Below are 17,304 nucleotides of genomic sequence, written 5' to 3'. Positions count from 1 at the left end.
AAGCGACACATCCCAACAAACTGTTGAAGAAAGAGGCGATTTCGATGAAAAAACAGGATTTACGCATCATTCGGACTGACCGCAGAATACGCGAAACGTTCCTTCAGTTGATCGACGAAGTCGGCTTTGACACCGTGACGATCAAGTTGTTGACGGAACGGGCGGAAGTCAATCGCGGGACGTTCTACCATCATTACGCGGATAAATACGAACTGCTCGAGCGGATGACGAATGAGGTTTTTGAAAAGATCGAAGCGACGTTCGAACGCGAGATTCCATTCGTCCTGATCAACAAAACGGAGGACTCACCATACCGACGAATCATCCCGTTTCTAACGTTTCTTTATGAACACCGGACGCTGATGCGGATCTTACTCAGTCCGACGAGTGACGGGATGTTTCGGAAGCGGGTCCGTGATTACATGCAACAGATTCTGTTCTCGGGACTACCGGAACAAGGAGAACGGCTCGTTCCAGAAAATTATCTCATTGCCTATCTCTCAGCCGCCCATCTTGGTGTCATCGAATCCTGGTTGAGCCACCCAAACGAGACATCACCGGATGAAATTGCGCGAATCATCTTTACGATTTCGATGGAAGGACCGTTTCGAGCAGCGGGGTTCCGGCGATGAGTCTTGAGCAAGTCTTAGAAAAAGTCGTCGCGTGTTTGCAGCAAGAACGGATTCATTTTGGTATCGGTGGTTCATTATTGTTGGCGCAGCATGGACTACCAGTTGTACCGCGCGACATCGATCTCGTCGTCGCGTTAGAGGACGCCGAACGAGCAGTCCAACTGTTAGCGGACATGGGGACTGTCGTCGAACAAGACAAGACGTCACTTTACGCGACGGAAGTGTTCCAGGAATTTATCATTGAAGGAATCGATATCGATTTGATGAGCGGACTGCAGATTCGTCATTGCGAGGGCGTGTTCATCTATCCGTTTGATGAACAATCAATCGATTCAGCTGGACGTCCGTTCATGTCACTCGTTGATTGGTATGTCATTTATCAACTGATTCCAGGACGAGAACAAAAGGTCACGATGATTGAAGACGTATTTACAAAACAGGAAGTGGACCGTAAGCGTCTCGAACAGCTGAGAAGCCTCGTTCTTCCGCAAATAGTAAAGAAGCGAATCAATCAGTGGCTGAAATGACATACAGGTCTTCGAGTAAGACGACCTCATTTGTTGCCGGTAAGTAAGCGTGGTTCGAGTCAAGCAAACCACAGAGAACATAGTGGTCAAGTGCCCGGTCGAAAACATAATACGGTTTCAATGTCAGGTAAGGCATGAGTGCGTGACGTATGACTTCTTCCGGAACGCTATCAGGCAATCCTTGTGTCGAGTCATGATAGAGGTCAATAAATGCTTCATTATCAACGATTAGGCTGACTTCAAAAGTATCTTCGATCAAAAGAATCGTTAAACGACGTTTGTAAGCGAGATTTATGTCGTGACGAGTCCGGCGTACTACTACGTTAATGAATGGAAAATTCCGATGGATTTCTTGAATCGTCCACGCTCCGGACTCCTCCGGATATTCGGCAGCGATGAGATCTACAGCAATCGACTGACATGTTTCCAGCATCTCGTCAGTCAACGGTCGGTAATCCGGATGTGGCGTTTGAGCTTCGGCATCCAGTGCCGTGACAGCGTCTCGCCGCTTAATCAATTTGCGCGTATAGGAGAAGGTGGACGGTTTGTCCCATGTCACGATCTCGTTCATGGCAACGGACGAAGTTTCGGGATTACTTAGAAGATACGTGCGCAAGCCGTCTTGAGAAACAAAGATTTCTTCAATTGCATGCGCTTGTATTGGTTGTTGCTCATCAGGTGCAAAAAAGAACCGTATTTGTTCTGATATGATTGGTGCGATTTGTATAGGTGACAATGTGAACGGTTCAGTCGAATACTTGTTACTCAGCGCGGGGGTTCCATAGACACTGAAAGAATCGAGCGCTCCTTCACTCGTTAGCTCAAGCGATATGAACAGACCAGGGGAGAGGCGAATTCCGTGATGACAGCTGACATACTGATACAGGGAATCTTGATGCGTAAGGAACATGAATTGCTGGTCGAATGTCATTCCTAATTCTTGCTCAAGCCAATCAATCCGGATGTCTGAATCACGTAAATCATTTGGAACCGAATGAATCGTGACATCACCATGTTTGTTGATTGATGTCGTTCGTCGTGTAGCTGTATCGACTTCGATCTCAATCGTACCGTCTGGATAACTCTCGTCTTCAGACCATGGACCGTGCAGAATTGGGAACCAACATGTCTCAAACGAATACTGAGTTTCTCCATGAATTTTTTCGCGGTGATAGAAGGATTCATGTAGGACATAATCGTTCAGTTGATATTTATTTTGGATATGGGAGATTAAATCTTTCGTTAATGGATGCAATGTGTTCACTCCTTTGTTATATGAATTCACTTTAAAGATCTCGTAATAAAATGACCTTATTTGTTGCGGGTAAGAAAACATGATTCGAGTTGAGCAAGCCACAAAGAACATAGTGACCTTTTGAAGCGTCAAATACATAACGCGGTGTGAGAGACAAGTACGGATGTAGTGCGTTGAAAATGATGTCTTGCTGATGATCTTCGAGCTCCGGTACGGTAACGGAATCAAACACGGTTTGGAGTTCCTGATTGTCGACCAAGTCAATCCAGTGAAGTGTTTTTGCGTCAAGGAGAATCGTGATGCGTCGATGCTGATCAACATAGGATGTCGGATGCGCGTGTGACAACGTGACAGCAAGGTAAGGGTGTTGCCGGTAGATATGACGAATCATCCATTGTCCGGATTCACTAGGGTAAACGTTTTGGACGATTTCTTGAATCGCGTTTCGACAGGCGTTCACCGTCTCTTGCTGGATCGGACGAAAATCAGGATGTTCGGTCTGCATGATCACATCCTCTGCTGTCACACTTGCTGCTGATTGGAAAGGATGGCGTTTGAGAATTGAAGTTGACGGATTTGCCCACGTTAAGATGTCATTTCGATCGAGTGATGACGTGAAATCCAGTTTACTAGGCAAAAGGATAGATCCTTCTTGCGTCACGATCGTCTCGACGACAGTATGCGCGTATTGATTTCCTGTTTTAGGGTAGGAAAACCATTTTATTTGTTGTTTGGTTAGCGATTCAATTTCCTCAAGTGTTAAGGTTAAAGATTTTGATTCCACTCGGTGATCAAGCGGATGAGGACCGTATATGAACAACTCGTCGAGTTGACCATTTTCCGTTAACGTCAGATGGATGAAGCAACCGGGAGACAGCCGGACTCCGTCGTAACAACTCACATAACTGAAAAAAGTTTCGTCGTCTTTTTCGAGTATGAAATGTGTACCATGGATCATGCTGGTTTCTGACTCGAGCCAAGCGATACGAGTGCTGATATCACGTAAGTCGTTCGGTACGGAATGAACCAGGATCTGACCGTGTAAGGATAACGTTGTCATTCGTTTCGTGACAGGATTTATCGCAATCTGCACCGTTCCTTCAGGAAGCATGGTGCCATCCTCTTCCTCGATGACCGATGTACCACGCGGAATCCAGAACGTTTCGAAAGAGTAACCGGTTTGGTCGTTCATTTTGTTTTGCGTGTAGGACGATTCATAGAGCACATAATCAGTTAAATGATATTTCTCGAGCATATAATCAGTCAGCTGTTTCGTTAAAGCATGCAACATATTCACCTCTATTTCGTACGTTCAGTGTAACGTGAATCTCCTTGTGATGAAGCGGAATTGAAAATTATTACATAATTGTAAGGCTTAGAATATAGATTAATGTATTATTATAGTAAAATAAATATAAGGACCATTGAAACGTAGGAGGAAACAAAAGTGTCAGATTTTAGTCTAGCAATGAATCTTTTATTTGGGAGTGTCCATCTCATTCTTATGGCGACGGCGATCCCATCGATCATCTATGCACTCTATCTATTACGAAAAATCGCTAACAAATGATTGCAGGAACTTTTTGGTAAGAACAAGAAGACAGTTTAAGTACCCTCGCATCATCAAAAGGAGGCGGTAGCATGTCATTTTGGACATGGTTTGCAATCTTATTTGTGTTAGCGAACAGTATCTTCCTAGCTTCTCAATCGAAACGTTCCAAGAAATAACAAAAGGCGCGACTTCCGTTTACGGAATTGCGCCTTTTCGTTTATTCAGTTTTGCTTGTCGAGCCAAGCGATTGCCTCTGCCAAGTCGTCGGCGATATAGTCGACGTTTGCTTGCTCTAATCGGTCGGCGTAATCGCGGATTGAGCTCTCTCCGGCACCTGTCCGGACTAAGATTTTGATACATCCGGCACGAGCAGCTGCCATCATATCACTCCATCGGTCCCCAATGACGACACATTGATCGAGTCGGAGATCGTGTTTTACTTGAGCTTGCCATAATAAATCTGGTGATGGTTTGCGACAGGAACAATGATCTTCCGCTGCATGCGGACAAATCAGTATGTCATCAATGCCGAAGTCCTGTAATTCTGTCCGGAACTCCTCTTCACGCGCGAGTCCTTTTGAAATACCAGGCTGATTCGTAAACGCAATCAATAACATACCTTGGTTACGTAAGCGTTCCATTAGTGAAGCGACGTGAGGGAATAACGTAAATGTTCCGGGATAGTGGACGGTGTTATCTCCACCAATCGTTCCGTCTCGGTCAAAAAATATTGCTTGAATAGAATTCATGTGTACAACTCCTTAGTTTACGAAGCATCTTTCAGTTCTTGGTACGGTTGAACACGTGCTGCCAATTGTGCTGGGATGAAGGCGGCGATGACACCGAACAAAATCGGTAAGGCAAGCGACACGCCTATCAATAACGGTTCATTCCATGGAACAAGATCGTACAAGACATAAATTGTCGTGTAGGCGACAATCAGCCCAATCACTCCAGAAATCAGACCAACAAGGAAACCTTCAAGGACAATCAATTGACGGATCGCACCGTTCGTCCAGCCGAGTGCTTTTAGGACGGCGAGTGAGGCGCGGCGATCGGTGACGTTTTGCCACATGATCTCACCCGTCGTCAAAATGGCGATTGTGATGGCAACACCCATCGTCACGTAATGCATCGGACCGACTTGCAGGGCAACGAATTGACCGAGCCATGACGTGTAAAGAACACCTTGTAGATGGAACGTCACGAACAAGAAGAACGTTAGTAGTGCCGTTGGTAGAGCGATCGAGAGGACGGACAAACTATTGCGTTTCCATTTCCCGATCAGTTCCTTTAGTGCGAGTGTCACCGTCGAACGAAGTTTCAGTCCGACACGAGCGGCTTTCGCGTATTCACCGGTCTTGATCGCTTCGTACGGTGAGATGCGGCGAATCGTCCACGCCGACCAGGCGGCGCCGGCGAGGTAGATGACAAGACTGAACAGTGCGATCCAGAGAAGGCTCCAGCCGTTCATCGCTTCATTACGGACATATGAGAAGATGCTTTCGACGATCAAGGCGATTGTTGAAACGAATCCAGCGAGTATCGCCGCCTCGATCAAAACGATTTTATAGAGATCCTTCGTCCGCCAGCCAAGTGCTAGTAAGACAGCGAATTCTTTCCGGCGAGCGAGCATCGAGACATAACTCGTCGCGAGGACATAGACAATCGCGACGGCAAGCATCGCGAAGATGACGCCTGAGAAACCGACACTCGTCTCGCGGAAGATTGTCATCGCAGCACCGATGTGGATCCATGGTTGTTCAATCCAACCGAGCGTCTTGCCGTCATCGACAACCTTCGTGACGACCGGTTGAGGAGAGGAACCCTTGGTGATCGTAGCGATAAGACCAGTCTCTTGTTCGATTTCCGACTTGATACGTTGTAAGGTTTTATCTGACTGTTCACCGACAGAAGAAGCACCCTTTACTTTTAACCGGATCGATGAAATCGATTGGTCGCCCATCACCTTTTGGACACTATCGATTGTCGTGAGAACGTTTGGAGAGTTCGTTAACAGACCAATTGGATTCCCGGTCGTGTTGATCGGTTGAGCAGGATTGACCGGTTCATTTTTTGAGTCAAGTACGATACTCGCAGCCGATGGTCGATAGGTCTCCATCGGTAATTCGTTCAATGGATCTTTGGACACATTGATCTTGTTCGGATCATACAAACCGACGACATTGAACGTCAGATAAGGATTCATTGACTTAAAATCAGATTGATCCGATTTTTTCATTTTTATTTCATAAGAATCTACGGTCCGGAAGCCGCGCTTCGGAAGATAAGTGGATGGTAATATAGCGTTTTTGAATGCAGTAGGTGCTGTATGCACTTCATAAGCATCCTTCCATCGTGTAGGGAACGGACTCTTCACCGTTTGATATGTCAAAGAGCCTGTCTGGGCGACGAGTTGAGCGTTAGTATATGCTTCTGCTTGCGGAAGTACCTTAGTTTTTTGACCGAGTAGAGAATCGAAATAAACGCTCTCGACTTTAGAGGCATCGACTTTAATGTCTTGGATGATCTTGCGTTTTTCTTGATCGAGAGGTTGAGGATCGTTCGATTTAGCTAGTCGTTGATAGAATGTATCACGTGCTTGTTTCGTTTTCAGATCGACGTTAACTTGTTCTAACTTGAATTGACTATATCCCGTATTGAAGGATTTTGGATTGATCAATACCGGAATGTTGAATGCGTTAGAACTCTCCTTGCTGGCTGAGGGAACATCCTCTTGATTGAAGTAACGAAACTTCTTCTGATTCAGGATGCTCTTATCCAAACCGACGAGTTGCGCTTCCGCCTCCGGATCGATTCCGACGATAAGACTATAGGTAAAGGGTTGTACGGATGAAAAATCTTGCGGATCTTGAAGACTGATCAATCGCGTGTTTGGAGGAACGAGCGGTTCTTCAATAGTTGAAAAGTAGGCACTATCCTGTGCAATGAGTTCTTTTGAAAATCCACCAGCACCATAATGTGAATTACTCAGTCGATAAATACCAGGCTTGTCCGGAAAGTGGATTTGATTTGGAATTGAGATGCCGATATTAGCGTATCCCATGACAGCAACCGGGGCTGCGATATCAATCGCATTCATTTGTTTGATTTGTTGGTATTGTTTAAACGAAATTCCACCATTGATCCCATTGAGATAATTCGGTTCGAGTAACTTATTTGATTCCGTTGTCATCTGACTGCCTTTCGGTCGCACTACGATATCATACGCAGACGACCATTTCTTTTGTAACGTCTGTTCGACCGTTCCTTGACTGGAGTCCGTCAAGTTGAACATTAAACTGAGCCCGGCACTGATGATCAGTGCACCGACAAGCGTCAGGATGAATTTCCCGCGCTGCCGGCGCCATTGATTTAAGACAAAACGGAGCATCGTCATTCCTCCTTTTATGGGGTAAAGGCTACGAAAAATGGATGAGATTGTTCATCTAAGATATGTAAGATTCGTTCGCTGAAGTTCGACCACGTCACGCGTCGTAACACTTCTTCGAGCGGGAAAAAACCGACTGCTAAACTTTCACTGCTCGTCTGCGGTTGACCACCAATCGCTTTTGCAAGCCAACAGGTTGCACAGACATTCGCCTCGAGGTTTTGATAGATGCCACAAAACTTCACGATTTCAATCTCAATTCCAGACTCTTCTTTGACTTCGCGAATGATACCGTCAGCTGCACTTTCTCCAGGCTCAACGATGCCACCCGGAAACTCCCAACCGCGATCGGGTCCTTGGATTAAAAGAATCTCGTTTTGGTCATTCAAGACGACCGCTCCTGCTGATAACGAATAAATCGATTTCGGTAACATAGACTTCCTCCTGTGAAGAGAGGGACAACGTCTGTTGCCCCTCCGCCAAATATTAAGATGCATCTTTCAGTTCTTGATACGGTTGAACACGTGCTGCCAGTTGAGCTGGGATGAAGGCCGCGATGACACCGAACAGAATCGGTAAGGCGAGCGATACGCCAATCAACAACGGCTCATTCCAGGGAACAAGATCGTATAGAACGTAAATCGTCGAGTAGGCAACAATCAGTCCAATGATTCCGGAAATCAGACCGACCAGGAAGCCTTCAAGGACAATCAACTGTCGGATCGCACCGTTCGTCCAGCCGAGCGCTTTCAAGACGGCGAGAGATGCACGGCGATCGGTGACGTTTTGCCACATGATTTCACCTGTCGTCAAAATAGCGATTGTGATTGCAACACCCATCGTCACGTAATGCATCGGACCGACTTGCAGGGCGACGAATTGACCGAGCCACGACGTGTAAAGGACACCCTGTAAATGGAATGTCACGAACAGGAAGAAGGTTAAGAGAGCAGTCGGTAAAGCAATCGAGAGGACGGACAGGCTATTGCGCTTCCATTTCCCGATCAGTTCCTTCAGTGCGAGTGTCACGGTCGAACGAAGTTTCAGTCCGACGCGAGCTGCTTTCGCGTATTCACCGGTCTTAATCGCTTCATAAGGTGAGATGCGACGGATCGTCCACGCCGACCAGGTCGCACCAGCCAGGTAAATAACGAGACTGAACAGCGCGATCCAAAGAAGACTCCAGCCGTTCATCGCTTCATTACGAACATATGAGAAGATCCCTTCGACAATTAAGGCAACCGTCGAGACAAATCCAGCGAGGATCGCAGCCTCGATCAAGACGATTTTATAAAGATCCTTCGTCCGCCAGCCGAGTGCGAGTAAAACAGCGAACTCTTTTCTGCGCGCGAGCATGGAGACATAGCTTGTCGCGAGGACATAGACGACGGCGACGGCGAGCATTGCGAAGATGACGCCTGAGAAACCGACGCTCGTCTCGCGGAAGATTGTTATCGCAGCACCGATGTGAATCCATGGTTGTTCGATCCAACCGAGCGTCTTACCTTCATCGACGACTTTTGTGACAACCGGTTGAGGAGATGAACCTTTTGTGATTGTAGCGATGAGACCGGTTTCTCGCTCGATTTGTTGTTTCACATCTTGGAGCAGTTGTTCTGATTCTTCGCTGACGGTCGTTGCACCTTTCACTTTCAGACGAATTGAGGAAATCGATTGTTCGCCATTGATTGCTCGTGCACTATCAATCGTCGTTAGGATGTTTGGAGAACTTGTCAACAATCCGACGGGATTACCAGATGTATCAATTGATTTTGCAGGATTGACAGGTTCGCTCTTCGCATCTAAAACAAGATCAGCAGACGAGGGACGATATGTTTCCATGGGTAACTCATTCAGTGGATCTTTTGAGACCTTGATGTTATTTGGATCGTATAGTCCGACGACATTGAATGCAAGGTATGGGAAGACGGTATCCAACTCACCTGGTTTTGGTTTTTTGATCTTACGTCCGACGGATTCAAGGGAACGGAAACCTTTTTTAGGGAAAAACTGTTTTCCGTATGTCCAATTTTTGATCTCAGTTGGCGAAGCCGATACTTCATAGGCAGTCTTCCAGCGACTTGGATATGGACTATTGGCTGGCTTAAACGAGAGTGGTCCAGATTTATATAGTAGTTGGGCTCCTTCAGCGCTTGTCATATCAACATACGTAGAATTTGTCTTTTCTATAAGTGTTTGAAGGTAGTTTTCTTCCACTTTAGATGCTGGAATTTCGAGATGCTGTATTTTTTTTGCAGGATACGTAGTTAACGCTGAACGAAGAACTGAACGCTTCGGTTGTTTTTTTACTAGACTATCAATCAGCTTCTGTTGATCCTGCTCTGTTTTAAAGGGGGCATCTAATTTTTCGATTGTATATTCATAGCTTCCTCTATTAAAGGAGTTTGGATTTATTAAGACAGGTATGATGTGTTCGTCCGAATAATTACCGGATTGATGTTGATCTGTGCTGTTGAAATATCGAGACTTTTTATTTAAGCGAACACTTTTATCTAATCCGACAAGTCGAGCTTCCTCGACAGGGTCGATTCCAACAATCAATACTGGGTTTCTTGCAATTGCATTTTTAAACGTTTCAATGGGTTCATTGAAAAAAGAAGCATTTTTCGGAACATTTACTTTCGTACCTTGAGAGATATGGATGACGCTATGCGATTGACGTTCTCTCGTAAAACCATTTTCGATAAAATTCGTTTCTGTTAGACGATACATACCGGGTTCGCTTGGAAACTTCAATACATTTTTAAACGAAGTAACAGCGTTTACATATCCCATAACAGCAACCGGAGCTGCAATATCAATCGCATTCATTTGTTTGATTTGTTGGTATTGTTCAAAGGAAATTCCACCATTGATACCATTTAAATAGTTCGGTTCGAGTAAATCATTCGACTCACTTGCAAGCTGACTGCCTTTCGGTCGTACGACGATGTCATACGCAGACGACCATTTCTTTTGTAATGTTTGTTCGACCGTTCCCTGACTGGAGTCGGTCAAGTTGAACATCAGACTGAGACCAGCGCTTATGATGAGCGCACCGACGAGCGTAAGGATGAATTTCCCGCGCTGCCGGCGCCATTGATTGATGACGAAACGAAGCATATGTAGTCTCCTTTGCTTGTTATTGGGAGATTTGCGTCTTTAAATAATGTGCAAGATCTTGTTCGAAATGGTGAATCGCTTGTGCATCGAGTGCTTCTACTTCTGCTTGCGCTGCGTAGCGGGTGACGAAGTAAGGAGAGAGTGGCGTCACCAGATGAATGCGCTCCGTCCAGTCTGTCAACGTCTCATGACTTCGCCGCTTGAGGGCACGTGGTAATCGTTGGTTAAAATCAAATAGCATCAGGCGTAATGATTCAATAGGAGGAGTAGGCATAGACTGAGTTGTTGTAGACGAAGTTTTATTCTTGAAAGAAAGATTTGATTGATCTTCCATAGTCTCCGTAATGTCTAAAGTATGTTTTCCTGTGAGTCGCTTTCGTTTTTTGATTACAAAATAAATGATGAAACTTCCGACGAGAAGCAACAAGAGAAGGATGATCGAAAAACTAGAGCCTGCCTTTTCTTCGGCTGATTCCAAAAAGCCTGGCGACTTGGTAGCATTGGCTTCTCCACGTGCTGTTCCATCCACTTTTTCCGTTTTACCTGTACTTATACCTAAAATTTCACCTTCAGAATTTTCGTCGATTGTGTTATCGAGTGTACAACTATTTTTTTTGAAAATAAGTTTTGATAAGTCATCATGATTACAATCTCGTACGATCGTCGTCTCCTGTTCCGAGAAGTCCGCATTCCGAAACGCTTTATATGCGGATTGCGTCGATACCGATAGCAACAGAAAAACGACAATCGAGCCGATGAAGCTCGTGATTAATTTGGCACGAAACGATTGCAACGCGGAACACCTCCCTATAAACAGTACTTAGACACTTTGCACCGTATGCTTCCGGCGATCTTCGACGATTCGTCCATCCTGCATGAAGAGAATCCGGTCAGCACGTTCGGCGAGTTCTAGGTCGTGTGTGACAAATAAAACGCCACATTTAGCTTCACGATGCAGCTCTAGTAACAACTCGAAGATTGCGTCACCGGTCACGGAATCGAGATTACCGGTCGGCTCGTCCGCGAGAATCCACTGCGGATGGTGAAGCAGGGCACGGGCGATCGCGACCCGTTGTTGTTGTCCACCGGATAATTGAGCAGGTAGAGCATTCCGTTTATCGTTGAGTCCAACCCGTTCGAGAAGCTCGAGAATCCGCTCCTCTTGATTGAAGGATGTCTTTTGCTTTAACAAGGCGACCTTTAAGTTCTCGGACACCGTCAGTGCCGGTAATAAGTGAAACTGCTGGAAGATGAAGCCGATCTCTTGCGAGCGGAATTGCGATAACCGTTTGTTCTTCCAAGACGTGATGTCCTGCCCGTCATAGAGGATTTGACCGGACGTCGGACGATCAAGCGAACCAAGGAGACTCAGGAACGTTGATTTTCCGGACCCGGACGGACCGACGAATGCCGTTACTTCCGATCGAAAAAATTGTCCGTTTAGTTGATGCAAGACATCGGTCCGGACACCGCTTCGCTCGAACGAGTGCGAAACATCTTGAAAGGTAATATTCATGTGACCACTCCTTTTACATAATTTGGTTAAATATAGTGTATTATTTTTAGAAAATTTTGTCTATTGTGTTTTTATTTTCGAAATCCTTACTCATTTATGTTTTTCTTATAACTTCTCTCTAAGATTGGATTAACCCCAATCTAGGGAGATATTTAAAATGAAACGAAGACGTAAGAAATGGCTATGCATTAGTAGAAGAATCATGCTGAAGCTCCTGTGAATTGATACCACCATCTTTATAGGACGATGAGAGGCGTAAGGAACGAAAAGAGTAGTGGAGTCGAAGACATTAAAAATATTCTTCTACTTCTCAGGAACGACAGTGGACGAAGAAATTACTTCGACTTGTCCTTGATTTACTTGGCGTGTCCGTCGATCTTCAAACGAATTATCGCTTCACCTGAAGATGAGGTAACGATTGAAAATCATCCGGATCAAGGAACTAGCATGACAATTATGTTGATGATGCACGAGCTTCAAGCATGATGACATAAAAAAGAAGCACGAACTCACACGAGTCATCGTGAAAAGCGGCGCTCCTTTTTTATGTTTCTAGTCTGATATGAATTGCTCGTAATTGTTTTTTCAAAGCCGTTCTCGCTAAAGGTTCACCCTTTCCTGTACCAGGCTCAAAGGCATAAGGGCTAAAGACTTTAGCACCTTCTTTGAGCCAGTTTGAGCGATACAAGTCATGTGTCTCACTTCTCGATAAAAAGATACCGTCCTCGATTTCGACATCATCCTCTACTCCGAACTGAAAGCCGCAGACGGAACATGTGTATTGCATGAAAGCACCTCATTGTTCAAGAATCTTTTGATACGTGTATCCTTTTAAGATATCTGCTTGATCCGTATAGGTCCAGTCAGCAATGGACTGATCTGGATGCGACTCAAAATAGTGATTGAGGATATCACGCCCTAACATGTAGTTACTCCAACGAGGAATCTCTTTTTGTTCGTTACCTACGACGAAGTCGAGTTGTGATACTTCATTGCTGTTGACCAGATGTATGACATGTTTCTTCGTTGCTTCATCCATTTCGACATTCCATGGAGGGGAGACGCCTTTGACGATTCGGTCGGCAAAGGCATCTGCCTTTCCTTCGACGATGACGGAATTAAGAGTCGTATTTAAACTAAAATCAGGTGTATCCTTGAGGACTAAGTGATGATATTCGTGTGCCGTCGAATATGCCAGGATGTCTTGATCGTAGTTTGTATCCAGGTAGAGAATGAATGCATCTTTATAGGCTGCTCCTGTAACACCTTTCATCGACTGAAGATCGAAAGAGGATTCAGGATTAACCGGAGCGACGATAATGGTACTTTTCTTTTTGGGAAGAATCTTATGAGAAGCGATGTAATTTTTTTTGATGATTTTTGTAATGCCATCTTGTTGTTTCATCAAGTTTTCGATTTTATCGAGTAGCTCTTGTTCGTACACGGTTGATTGCAACATCGGGAAACCTTTCAAGTCGGCTGTCGCAAACTGCTCCTTTTCCCCGATTTTGTCGATATAGCTTAAGACATATTTCGCATAATTCTTTTTATCTACTTCAAGATCATTGTTTTTTAAGGACGATTGTAGATATTGTTTATATGGTTCATAAAGAAAAACAATGTTCAATGTACTTTCGGCATCGATTTTTACAGATTCGGATTTTACTTTTGTACTCTTTGATAACATTTTAGTAGTGGGTTGTGTTGTCTTTTGCTCTTCTGTACAAGCAGATAAAAGCAGAAGGGGAGCAGTTAAAAGTAATATTAGTGTTTTTTTCAAGCTACGTTCATCCTCCTTTTTTTATGATGTAACAACTGCTGTTCAATCAATCCTCTTTCGCCACATGATCAATGACGATCGGATCGCTGTAGGACAAAATGTAAAAATCCTGTTCATGTGTCCTGATGGCAAATAAGTTCAAGTCTCCCCGTTCAGTATAGATTTCGTCCGTTTTCGTAAACTTCGCAGCAAAATCACCGAACATCGATTCTTTTGACTTCACGACTGGATACGGCTTCCGAAGTTTCTCGTCGATGATGCCATGCTCTTGTAACGTTCCTAGGAAGACGGCGTACTTTTCAAAACGCATCAAAAAGTAATCACGCGAAGGATCGTTGATTATAAGCTTGAACGCTTCGTCAGCCCCATAAAAATAGAAATCAATCGCATAATGATCATTTACCTTTAGCGACATCTTATCCAGTTCAAGTTCGTATTCTTCAGTCGTCAGTAAAAAATCAAGATCAATCGTTTTCACGGGAAATCACTCCTCTATGAAGATCACGGACATCTAACGTGAAAGATAAACTGTTATTTTTCTGATGAATCTTTATCGATGAACCATTTCGGACCATGTTCCGCGATGAAACGGTATTCCGCGCGGTAATGTGTGTCGTGACCTTCTTCTTTCATCTTGATGAATGCAGCATCACCGTCCGCAGCTCTTTGATCAATCAACAGATAGAGGGCTTCGACGCGTAACAATAATATGGATAGGAGTTCGGAACGCGGTCCTTCATAGCCATACGCATCAAGGAACCGACTCACTCGCTTGGCGAAACGTGTGTCATCTTGCTCTGGTGAATAAGCAAGAAAGGATCCGTCAGGTGCTTGTCGTCTGCTGCTAAGCGGAACGAACGTATAGAGCGTATAGACGATATCCCAAGCACGTGGACCGGGTGCCGCGAGGTCAAAGTCAATCACGCCACTCAGTTTTTGATCCTGAAAAATCGTATTGTAGACGGCAAAATCGTTGTGGCAGATGACTTCGTGTGGAGTCGGGGTATTGAGCAACGGTGCCCAGTCCGGTGAGACGTCGAAGTCGACTGTCGCGTCATGATACTGGCGCATCAGACGTGCGACATCGTCTAATACGTCGTCATGCCACATGTATGCTTTTAGGGGATAATCGGCCGTTTCACCAGGGAGGAAGGTCAGGATCTCTCGATTTTGTTCGTCGATACCGACGAAACGGGGAACACCGGATAGGCGTTTAGTCTCTAAGTGGCGCAATAACCGTTGGACGTTGTTGCTGTTCTCTTTTTGTGAGCGATAGACATGCTCACCTTTTTGATAGACAGCGGAGACATTTCCGCCAGTCAATCGTTGTTCTTCAGACATGAGTGTTCCTTCTTTCTTTTGTAATCGGTTACATATCGGCTAATCTTTTTTGTATGCGTTGATGAAGAAGCGGGTGCTTTACGCACGATTGTCATGTTCTTCAATCAGTCGACACCGCATCGAAGAGAGCATCAAGCGTCGGATTCGTGACATGATCGAGGAATGTGTCAATGTCTTCCGTCGAACGAAGACGAACGATTTGGTCCGCTTCACCTGTAACTGGAGGCTCGATTCGTTGCCGCTGATAGATGTCGTGGTACGACAAGTCGCCACGAATCTCTCGTCCATCGCGTTTGGAGTGAGTCAGTCGGTTTAAAAAAGTGGCTTCGGGTAAATCGAACCAGACGAGGATCGAGCGGAACGTCGAACGGGAGAATGGATCTAATAATTGTTTCCGACCAATCCGCGTGGTGTTGGCGTTACATAAGATGATCGTCTCGACGGAAGACGTGATTGCCTGTTCGATCAACCATCCCGTCAAGTCATGTTTGATCTGATTCGGTCCTTCTGTTGGAACGAGGTCCGAATAATGTTCGAGCAAAAAACGTGCTTGAAGATCCTGATCGATGACAAGGCTTGCTGGTAGACGTTGAGCAAGCTGTCGTGCGAACGTCGTTTTCCCGGCATGGGTCGGTCCAATCGTCAACAGGACGGTCCTCATGACGTCAGTTGTTCTTCCGGTAAGCGATCGGCGAGAATCTGCGCGAGCCAGTCTTCTTTCGTTCCGAAGCAAGGAGTCGTCCGTCCGATATGATAAAACGTACTGGCCAATGGTCCGGTGAAGTAGGTCGCATCCGGCATACATAAGTAAATCGGGCGATTCGTTGCGAGCGCAATCCCGAGTTCGACGTGACTACTTTTTCCTGCTGGTAACACGAGGACGAAGGCGTCCGCTTGCTTGACAGCTTCGAATTCCGCAAGACCAATTTTTCTTAATGCTTCAGAATCTTCTGCCCGGTCGTTCTTCGTCCAGTCGTATGTTAAATCGTGACCACGCAAGCGGAGTTCATCCCGGAGCCAGCGGACGGTCAAAATGTGGTCAAAGCGAGAAGCGATATAGAGTTTCATTCGTCGTACATCCTCCTTTTTTATCTTTCTGTGTCCCATCCTATCGAATTCATTCACTTAAGAAAAGGGAATTATAAGAAAAATTTGAAAAAAATGAAACTTTTTAAATGTGTTGCGTATCTAATAAGGGAGTGATTGCAAAAAAGGAGGATGCCGATGTGTTTCGAAAGTCAGGTGCAGCATTATCCGATGCTGCTTTTGAAGCAGCTTTATTCGCAGAAGAAGACTATGTGTACCGTATTTCCTTCATTTATCTGAAAGAGGAGACGGCAGCGCTTGAGAACGTCCAAGAGGTCGCGTACCGGGCATGGCGTGGGCGAAAGAGTTTACGGGATGCTTCGTATTTTAAGACATGGTTGACGCGCATCACGATGAATTGCGCTTTCCAGCAACATCGAGCGTCGTTTCAGCCGCTCGCGATCGAACCGAGTCAAACGACGTCGTTTGAAGAGCGTCTCGTCGATCGCTTGTACTTGGATGATTTACTGGATGTCCTTGAGCCGACCGAGCGCTCGATCGTCTACTTCCGGTATGAAGAAGATTTGCCATTGCAAGAGATTGCGCAAACCTTTAATGTGCCACTGAGTACGATCAAAAGTACGTTGTACCGCGCACTCGAGAAAGTACGACGACAGAAGGGGATGAGTCTATGAAGCACGAGCCAAAATTCTTGATCGACGTACCGTCATCCGTCAGGCAACGAACAATTCAGGGTATCCGCAAAGCGAAACGGCGCCGGCGCTCGGTACAAGCTGTTTGCCTCGCAGCAGGTCTGACGATCATCGGCTTTAGTTCCTTGCATGAGACCGTTCCCGAGCAATCGTCGCAATCGATGGTGGTCGGCATGTATTATGATGAACAGTTATACACGGTAGCCAAAAAAATTACGGATACAGACTGGCAACAGCTGAAAGGGAAGCGACTCGGCGTCACGGATGATGTCTTGACCGATACGCAACTGGAACAGGACACATCTGATTTTGCGTCGAACCTTGATGCGTTTACCGTCTATCAAATCAAGGACGATCCGGTATCTGAGCACGTACTGGTCGTCGGTGAGGTAGAGGGTCGAGAACGGGTGATGATTCTGTCGCCCACACGATAAGGGGGGGGAGAAAT

Annotated in this window: 19 protein-coding genes; 5 read left to right on the top strand and 14 right to left on the bottom strand. The window is 45.5% G+C overall.

The genetic code is table 11. From position 1 onward, the window contains the following. Window positions 1–44 precede the first annotated feature (44 nt). Entirely contained in the window at window positions 45–632 is a 588-nt protein-coding gene (locus B3S86_RS06560) for a TetR/AcrR family transcriptional regulator (protein WP_290750624.1), read from the top strand. Continuing rightward, a complete protein-coding gene (locus B3S86_RS06555; protein ID WP_290750621.1) occupies window positions 629–1,159 on the top strand; it encodes a nucleotidyltransferase domain-containing protein in 531 nt (176 codons plus the stop codon). The genes B3S86_RS06560 and B3S86_RS06555 overlap by 4 nt, the downstream gene beginning before the upstream one ends. On the opposite strand, the gene B3S86_RS06550 is transcribed toward B3S86_RS06555, so the two are convergent. Both B3S86_RS06550 and B3S86_RS06545 read right to left on the bottom strand, forming a co-directional pair. Then, on the bottom strand, window positions 1,140–2,414 hold the full coding sequence (locus tag B3S86_RS06550; RefSeq protein ID WP_290750618.1) for a hypothetical protein: 1,275 nt from the start codon (window positions 2,412–2,414) through the stop codon (window positions 1,140–1,142). The two genes, B3S86_RS06555 and B3S86_RS06550, sit on opposite strands and share 20 nt — an antisense overlap. A gap of 31 nt (window positions 2,415–2,445) precedes the next feature. Beyond that, complete coding sequence (locus B3S86_RS06545; protein WP_290750614.1) at window positions 2,446–3,705, bottom strand: hypothetical protein; 1,260 nt, start codon at window positions 3,703–3,705, stop codon at window positions 2,446–2,448. A gap of 156 nt (window positions 3,706–3,861) precedes the next feature. Here B3S86_RS06545 and B3S86_RS06540 point away from each other — a divergent pair, with 156 nt between their 5' ends. After that, a complete protein-coding gene (locus B3S86_RS06540) occupies window positions 3,862–3,984 on the top strand; it encodes a hypothetical protein (RefSeq protein WP_290750611.1) in 123 nt (40 codons plus the stop codon). 203 nt (window positions 3,985–4,187) lie between these two features. On the opposite strand, the gene B3S86_RS06535 is transcribed toward B3S86_RS06540, so the two are convergent. From B3S86_RS06535 to B3S86_RS06480, 12 genes are all read right to left on the bottom strand, one after another. After that, window positions 4,188–4,715: an HAD-IIIA family hydrolase gene (locus tag B3S86_RS06535; protein ID WP_290750608.1), complete on the bottom strand. Its 528-nt coding sequence runs from the start codon at window positions 4,713–4,715 to the stop codon at window positions 4,188–4,190. Between the two features lie 17 nt (window positions 4,716–4,732). Next, a complete protein-coding gene (locus B3S86_RS06530; protein WP_290750605.1) occupies window positions 4,733–7,360 on the bottom strand; it encodes an ABC transporter permease in 2,628 nt (875 codons plus the stop codon). 14 nt (window positions 7,361–7,374) lie between these two features. Beyond that, the gene (locus tag B3S86_RS06525; protein ID WP_290750602.1) at window positions 7,375–7,791 is read right to left on the bottom strand and encodes an NUDIX hydrolase; all 417 of its coding nucleotides are present in this window, start codon (window positions 7,789–7,791) and stop codon (window positions 7,375–7,377) included. 52 nt (window positions 7,792–7,843) lie between these two features. Continuing rightward, window positions 7,844–10,480, bottom strand: a complete 2,637-nt coding sequence (locus B3S86_RS06520) for an ABC transporter permease (protein WP_290750599.1) — start codon at window positions 10,478–10,480, stop codon at window positions 7,844–7,846. Between the two features lie 19 nt (window positions 10,481–10,499). Then, a complete protein-coding gene (locus tag B3S86_RS06515) occupies window positions 10,500–11,273 on the bottom strand; it encodes a hypothetical protein (RefSeq protein WP_290750596.1) in 774 nt (257 codons plus the stop codon). A gap of 27 nt (window positions 11,274–11,300) precedes the next feature. Beyond that, window positions 11,301–11,996, bottom strand: coding sequence for an ABC transporter ATP-binding protein (locus tag B3S86_RS06510; RefSeq protein WP_290750593.1), 696 nt, complete (start codon window positions 11,994–11,996; stop codon window positions 11,301–11,303). A gap of 544 nt (window positions 11,997–12,540) precedes the next feature. Continuing rightward, the gene (locus B3S86_RS06505) at window positions 12,541–12,783 is read right to left on the bottom strand and encodes a hypothetical protein (RefSeq protein ID WP_290750591.1); all 243 of its coding nucleotides are present in this window, start codon (window positions 12,781–12,783) and stop codon (window positions 12,541–12,543) included. Between the two features lie 9 nt (window positions 12,784–12,792). Next, the gene (locus B3S86_RS06500; protein ID WP_290750586.1) at window positions 12,793–13,776 is read right to left on the bottom strand and encodes a DUF2268 domain-containing protein; all 984 of its coding nucleotides are present in this window, start codon (window positions 13,774–13,776) and stop codon (window positions 12,793–12,795) included. Window positions 13,777–13,822: 46 nt separating this feature from the next. Beyond that, entirely contained in the window at window positions 13,823–14,254 is a 432-nt protein-coding gene (locus B3S86_RS06495; protein WP_290750583.1) for a hypothetical protein, read from the bottom strand. 53 nt (window positions 14,255–14,307) lie between these two features. Beyond that, entirely contained in the window at window positions 14,308–15,117 is an 810-nt protein-coding gene (locus tag B3S86_RS06490; RefSeq protein WP_290750580.1) for a phosphotransferase, read from the bottom strand. Between the two features lie 100 nt (window positions 15,118–15,217). Beyond that, window positions 15,218–15,778 (bottom strand): AAA family ATPase, encoded by a 561-nt coding sequence (locus B3S86_RS06485; protein ID WP_290750577.1) that lies wholly within the window; start codon window positions 15,776–15,778, stop codon window positions 15,218–15,220. Beyond that, window positions 15,775–16,185, bottom strand: coding sequence for a group-specific protein (locus B3S86_RS06480; RefSeq protein ID WP_290750574.1), 411 nt, complete (start codon window positions 16,183–16,185; stop codon window positions 15,775–15,777). Before B3S86_RS06480 ends, B3S86_RS06485 begins: the two co-directional genes overlap by 4 nt. 158 nt (window positions 16,186–16,343) lie before the next feature. On the opposite strand from B3S86_RS06480, the gene B3S86_RS06475 reads away from it, so the two are divergent. Together B3S86_RS06475 and B3S86_RS06470 are read left to right on the top strand one after the other, a co-directional pair. Continuing rightward, complete coding sequence (locus tag B3S86_RS06475; protein ID WP_290750571.1) at window positions 16,344–16,838, top strand: sigma-70 family RNA polymerase sigma factor; 495 nt, start codon at window positions 16,344–16,346, stop codon at window positions 16,836–16,838. Beyond that, window positions 16,835–17,290: a hypothetical protein gene (locus B3S86_RS06470; protein WP_290750567.1), complete on the top strand. Its 456-nt coding sequence runs from the start codon at window positions 16,835–16,837 to the stop codon at window positions 17,288–17,290. The genes B3S86_RS06475 and B3S86_RS06470 overlap by 4 nt, the downstream gene beginning before the upstream one ends. The last annotated feature ends 14 nt before the right edge of the window (window positions 17,291–17,304 follow it).

Origin of the sequence: Exiguobacterium sp. UBA3968 (assembly GCF_002385115.1) — a bacterium.
GTDB lineage: Bacteria > Bacillota > Bacilli > Exiguobacteriales > Exiguobacteriaceae > Exiguobacterium_A.
This window is presented reverse-complemented; position numbering and strand designations above follow the sequence as displayed.

Coding starts and splice junctions, on each gene's coding strand:
- B3S86_RS06535 (WP_290750608.1), bottom strand. CDS start 4,715: ATGAATTCTATTCAAGCAATATTTTTTGACCGAGACGGAACGATTGGT.
- B3S86_RS06490 (WP_290750580.1), bottom strand. CDS start 15,117: ATGTCTGAAGAACAACGATTGACTGGCGGAAATGTCTCCGCTGTCTAT.
- B3S86_RS06485 (WP_290750577.1), bottom strand. CDS start 15,778: ATGAGGACCGTCCTGTTGACGATTGGACCGACCCATGCCGGGAAAACG.
- B3S86_RS06470 (WP_290750567.1), top strand. CDS start 16,835: ATGAAGCACGAGCCAAAATTCTTGATCGACGTACCGTCATCCGTCAGG.
- B3S86_RS06510 (WP_290750593.1), bottom strand. CDS start 11,996: ATGAATATTACCTTTCAAGATGTTTCGCACTCGTTCGAGCGAAGCGGT.
- B3S86_RS06545 (WP_290750614.1), bottom strand. CDS start 3,705: ATGTTGCATGCTTTAACGAAACAGCTGACTGATTATATGCTCGAGAAA.
- B3S86_RS06520 (WP_290750599.1), bottom strand. CDS start 10,480: ATGCTTCGTTTCGTCATCAATCAATGGCGCCGGCAGCGCGGGAAATTC.
- B3S86_RS06530 (WP_290750605.1), bottom strand. CDS start 7,360: ATGCTCCGTTTTGTCTTAAATCAATGGCGCCGGCAGCGCGGGAAATTC.
- B3S86_RS06525 (WP_290750602.1), bottom strand. CDS start 7,791: ATGTTACCGAAATCGATTTATTCGTTATCAGCAGGAGCGGTCGTCTTG.
- B3S86_RS06480 (WP_290750574.1), bottom strand. CDS start 16,185: ATGAAACTCTATATCGCTTCTCGCTTTGACCACATTTTGACCGTCCGC.
- B3S86_RS06555 (WP_290750621.1), top strand. CDS start 629: ATGAGTCTTGAGCAAGTCTTAGAAAAAGTCGTCGCGTGTTTGCAGCAA.
- B3S86_RS06560 (WP_290750624.1), top strand. CDS start 45: ATGAAAAAACAGGATTTACGCATCATTCGGACTGACCGCAGAATACGC.
- B3S86_RS06505 (WP_290750591.1), bottom strand. CDS start 12,783: ATGCAATACACATGTTCCGTCTGCGGCTTTCAGTTCGGAGTAGAGGAT.